We start from the raw sequence: 4,896 nt of genomic DNA on the forward strand, positions 1-4,896 counted from the left end.
GCCGGGCCCAGCCGCGCCGCGACCTCGCGCGAGTCCGCGAGCGGGCCGGAGCCGGCCGAGGCCGCGCGCGGCGACGCACCCGGGCGACCCACCGCATCCGCACTGACTCCCACCGCATCCGCCCCGGCGCCGAGCCCGATCTCCTCGGCGTGCCGCTCCCCCTTCGCGCGCTCGGAGCGGGCCCGGTCGACCTGGGCCGCGTCGCCGTAGTGGCGCAGGAACAGCTCCTCGAGGCTCGGGGGCGTGAGCGTGACCGCCTGCGCGCCGCGCTCGCCGAGCCACCGGAGCACGGCGGGCACGTCCTCCCCCGCGACCGAGCCGCGCACCCGGTCGCCGTCGAGCACGACGTCGACGATCGGCACCCCCTCGGGCGGCGCCCCGCGGTACGCGACGACGGTGTGCTGCAGGTGGCGCAGCTCGTCGAGCGTGCCCGCCTCGACGACCCGGCCGTCGCGGATGATCGAGACGACGCCGCACAGCCGCTCGACCTCGCTGAGGATGTGGCTCGAGAGCAGCACCGTGCCGCCCCGGTCGGCGACCCGGCGGATCTCGGCCTGGAAGACGCTCTCCATGAGCGGGTCGAGGCCGCTCGTGGGCTCGTCGAGGATGTAGAGGTCGGCTTCGCTCGCGAAGGCGGCGATGAGGGCGACCTTCTGCCGGTTGCCCTTCGAGTACGTCTTCGAGCGCCGGCGCGGGTCGAGGTCGAACGCCTCGATGAGGCGCGCGCGATCGACGGCGGGCGCGCGGTGGCCGCGCAGGCGCGTGAGCGTGTCGATCGCCTCGCCGCCCGTGAGGCCCGGCCACAGCGTCACATCCCCCGGCACGTACGCGACGCGGCGGTGGATCTCGACCGCGTCGCGCCACGGGTGCATGCCGAGCACGCGCGCCTCGCCGCCGCTCGCCCGCAGCATGCCCAGGAGCACGCGGATCGTCGTCGACTTCCCCGCTCCGTTGGGCCCGAGGAAGCCGTGCACCTGCCCCTGCTCGACCACGAGGTCGAGCCCGTCGAGGGCGCGCACGCGCCCGAATCGCTTCTCGAGGCCCCTCGCCTCGATCACCGGCATCGCCACGGCGCCGACGCTACTCCTGCAGAGCGCGGATGCGTCAGGGCGCGCGACGCGACGGCGGTCGCGTCAGGCGGCGTGGTGCGGCGGCGTCTCGTGCAGCAGGTGCTCGGCGTGGTGCAGCGCGTTCGTGACGAGCCGCGCGACGTGCTCGTCGGGCTGGCTGTAGCGCACGGAGCTGCCGTCGCGGCGCGCGACGACGAGCCCGTGGGCGCGGAGCTTCGCGAGGTGCTGCGAGACGGCGGGCACGGGCCGCTCGAGGCACTCGGCGATCGCGCCCACCGAGTGCTCCTCCCCGTCGAGCATCGCGAGGATCGCGAGCCGGGTGGGGTCGGCGAGCAGCTTGAGCACGGCGGCGGCCGCACCGACCTCGTCGGTGCTCGGGCGGCGCGGCGCTGCGGTCACCCGCTGATGCTCTCAGACTCGGCGGGCGCCGCCGATGGCGCAGGCCACAGGCGCCACGCGACGACGGTCGCTACGCCCGCGACGACCGCGAGCACGAGCGCCGTGCCCGGCAGGCCGATGAAGCCGAGCCAGCCGGCGAGCGGATAGGTGACGAGCCAGCACGCGTGCGAGAGCGAGAACTGGGCGGCGAACGCCGGAGCGAGGTCGCCCGCGGGGACGCCGCGGCGGATGAGCCGGCCGACGGGCGTCTCGACCGCGCCCCAGCCGAGGCCGACCGCGAACCAGAGCGCGGCGATCGCGACGGCGCCCACGAGCGGCGGCGCCGTCACGGCCGCCGCGGCGACGGCGGTCGCGGCGACGAGCAGCACGGCGCCGCCGAGCATCACGGGCCGCTCGGGCAGGCGCCGCAGCACGCTCGGCAGCGCGAAGGCCGCCGCCATCGAGCCGGCGCCGTTCGCGGCGAGGAGCAGCGCGACGGCCTCGTCGCCGAAGCCGAACGACGAGCGGGCGATCACGACGGTCTGCACGAGCACGAACGCGCCCGCGGCCGCGACCGCGAGGTTGAGGGCGAGGATGGGCCGGAGCGAGGGCGTGCGCAGGAACAGCCGCGTGCCGTGCCGCGCCCGGTCGCCGAACGGCATCTCCGGGGCATCCGGCTCCACGCGCCGCGCGGGCACCGCGGTCGCGAGCACGAGCAGCGCCGAGGCGGCGAAGCCGAGCGCGGTGCCGAAGAAGAGCGCGTTGGCCGGCACGAGCAGCAGCAGCGCCGCGGCGAGCATCGGTGAGAGCACCGCCTCGAGGTCGTACGCGACCCGGGAGAGCGAGAGGGCCGCGGTGTAGTCCTCCTCGTCCTCGAGCACATCCGGGATCACCGACTGGAACGTGGGCGTGAACGTCGCCGACGCCGCCTGCATGAGGAAGATGAGCACGTAGATCTGCCACACCTCGCCGACGAACGGCAGGCTCGCCGCCACGACCAGCCGCACGACGTCGGCACCGACCATGACGGCCCGGCGCGGCAGCCGCGAGAGCGCCGCGGCTGCGAGCGGCGCGACGAAGACGTAGGCGATCATCTTGATCGCGAACGCCGTGCCGAGCACGCCCGCGGCGCCCGCGGGATCGAGCCGGTAGGCGAGCAGCCCGAGCGCGACGGTCGCGAGCCCCGTGCCCGCGAGCGCGACCACCTGCGCGAGGAAGAGGCGTCGGTAGGCGGGGTGGGCGAGAGCGCGGCGCATGCCTCCATCGTCCCCTCGCTTGCGCGGTTGCGCAAATCCGCAAGAAGAGCGGATGCGCGCCCGTGCCCGACCGGGCGGCTGGCGGCCCGGCGCGCACCGGCACGGCAGAATGGCCGGGTGCATCCCACGACCGCCTGGCGCAACGCCGTCTTCGCGATCTTCTTCGCGATGGGCTTCGGCTTCGCCAGCTGGCTCGCGCGCATCCCGTATGTCCGGGACGTGCTCGACGTGTCGACGGGCGAGATGGGCCTCATCCTGCTCGGCATCTCGATCGGCTCGCTCGTGGGGCTCCTCGCCGCGAGCCACGTCGTGCACGCGATCGGCACGCGCGTCGCCGCCTCGTTCGGCATGATCGCCGTCTCGATCGGCCTCGCCCTCGCGGGCTGGGCCGCCGACGCCGGGAGCATCGTCCTGCTCATCGCCGGCTTCCTGGCCGGCGGCAGCATCACCGGCATCGCCGACGTCGCGATGAACATCTCGGGCGCCGCGAACGAGCGCGCGATCGGCAAGCCGATCATGCCGATCTTCCACGCGTTCTACTCGCTCGGCACCGTCGCGGGCGCAGCGCTCGGCGGGCTGTGCGAGGTGCTCGGCATCGGGCTCGGCTGGCAGACCACGATCGTCGCGGCGGTCATCGTCGTGCTCGGGCTGGTCGTCTACCGCCACCTCCCGCCCGACACCGTCGACGAGCACGAGGAGCCCGTGACGCTCCGCGAGCGCCTCGCGGTCTGGAAGGACCCGCGTACCCTGCTGCTCGGCCTCCTCGTGCTCGGCATGGCGCTCACCGAGGGGAGCGCGAACGACTGGCTCGCGCTCACGATGGTCGACGGGCACGGCTTCTCGAACGGCGGCAGCGCGTTCATGCTCGCCCTGTTCCTCACCGCGATGACCGGCGGACGGCTGCTCGGCGTGCCGCTGCTCGCGCGCTTCGGGCGCGTGCCGATGCTGCGCGCGACCGCCGCGATCGCGGTCGTCGGCCTGCTGCTCGTCATCTTCGCCGAGCACCCGGTGCTCGTCGTCGCGGGCGTCGTGCTGTGGGGGCTCGGCGCGTGCCTCGGCTTCCCCGTCGGCATGAGCGCCGCATCCGACGAGCCGCGGCTCGCGCCCGCGCGCGTCGGCACCGTCTCGGCGATCGGCTACCTCGCTTTCCTCGCGGGGCCGCCGCTGCTCGGCCTGCTCGGCGAAGCGGTGGGGCTCCGCCTCGCGCTGCTCGCCGTGCTCGCCTTCGTGCTCATGTCGCTGCTCACGAGCCACGTCGCTCGCGAGCGCACCCCGATCGAGGAGACCCGATGAGGATCGTCGTCGCCCGCTGCTCCGTCGACTACGCCGGCCGGCTCTCGGCGCATCTGCCGCTCGCGCCGCGCGTGCTCATGCTCAAGGCCGACGGGTCGATCCTCGTCCACTCCGACGGCGGCTCGTACAAGCCGCTCAACTGGATGAGCCCGCCCGCGGTCTTCGTCGCATCCGAGCCCGACGACGACCAGCGGGATGCGGGGGTCACCGAGGTGTGGACGGTGACGCACCGGAAGACGGGCGACTCGCTCATCGTGTCGGTGCACGAGGTGCTCTCGGACACGTCGCACGAGCTCGGCGTCGACCCGGGCCTCGTGAAGGACGGCGTCGAGGCGCACCTGCAGGTGCTGCTCGCCGAGCAGATCGAGCGGCTGGGTGACGGCTTCGAGCTGTGGCGGCGCGAGTACATGACGCCCATCGGGCCGGTGGACATCCTCGCGCGCGACGCCGGCGGCGCGACCGTGGCGGTCGAGATCAAGCGCCGCGGCGACATCGACGGCGTCGAGCAGCTCACGCGCTACCTCGAGCTGCTGAACCGCGACCCGCGCATCGCGCCCGTCGCGGGTGTCTTCGCGGCGCAGGAGATCAAGCCGCAGGCGAGGACCCTCGCCGAGGACCGCGGCATCCGCTGCGTCGTGCTCGACTACGACGAGATGCGCGGCATCGACTCGGGGCACGCGCGGCTCTTCTGAGCGCGGCGGGCCTCGGCCCGCGGACCTGAGTCGGCGCGCGCCTCAGCCCGCGAGCCCGAGTCGCGCCGCGCGTCAGCCCGCGTAGGGCTCGATGTGCGGCCGCCACTCGCCGCGGGCAGGCTCGGGCGCGGACCGCGGCGCGTCAGCCCGCGTAGGGCTCGATGTGCGGCCGCCACTCGCCGCGGGCAGGCTCGGGCGCTTCCCCAC

General features: G+C 74.7%; 5 protein-coding genes. 2 read left to right on the forward strand and 3 right to left on the reverse strand.

Going from position 1 to position 4,896, the window contains the following annotated elements:
• The 3 genes from NWP09_RS11770 to NWP09_RS11780 all read right to left on the reverse strand — a co-directional run.
• Positions 1-1,064: ABC transporter ATP-binding protein (locus tag NWP09_RS11770; RefSeq protein WP_309137118.1), on the reverse strand; the 1,064-nt coding region annotated here is incomplete at its 3' end.
• 69 nt (positions 1,065-1,133) lie between these two features.
• Positions 1,134-1,469 carry a metalloregulator ArsR/SmtB family transcription factor gene (locus NWP09_RS11775; RefSeq protein ID WP_258275694.1) on the reverse strand — a complete coding sequence of 112 codons (336 nt, stop codon included), beginning with the start codon at positions 1,467-1,469 and terminating at the stop codon, positions 1,134-1,136.
• Positions 1,466-2,704 carry an MFS transporter gene (locus NWP09_RS11780; protein ID WP_258275695.1) on the reverse strand — a complete coding sequence of 413 codons (1,239 nt, stop codon included), beginning with the start codon at positions 2,702-2,704 and terminating at the stop codon, positions 1,466-1,468. The genes NWP09_RS11775 and NWP09_RS11780 overlap by 4 nt, the downstream gene beginning before the upstream one ends.
• 117 nt (positions 2,705-2,821) lie before the next feature.
• On the opposite strand from NWP09_RS11780, the gene NWP09_RS11785 reads away from it, so the two are divergent.
• Both NWP09_RS11785 and nucS read left to right on the forward strand, forming a co-directional pair.
• Positions 2,822-3,997 carry an MFS transporter gene (locus NWP09_RS11785; protein ID WP_258275696.1) on the forward strand — a complete coding sequence of 392 codons (1,176 nt, stop codon included), beginning with the start codon at positions 2,822-2,824 and terminating at the stop codon, positions 3,995-3,997.
• Positions 3,994-4,689 (forward strand): endonuclease NucS, encoded by a 696-nt coding sequence (gene nucS, locus NWP09_RS11790; RefSeq protein ID WP_258275697.1) that lies wholly within the window; start codon positions 3,994-3,996, stop codon positions 4,687-4,689. The genes NWP09_RS11785 and nucS overlap by 4 nt, the downstream gene beginning before the upstream one ends.
• The last annotated feature ends 207 nt before the right edge of the window (positions 4,690-4,896 follow it).

Origin of the sequence: Agrococcus sp. HG114, from assembly GCF_024723325.1 — a bacterium.
Classification (GTDB): Bacteria; Actinomycetota; Actinomycetes; order Actinomycetales; family Microbacteriaceae; genus Agrococcus.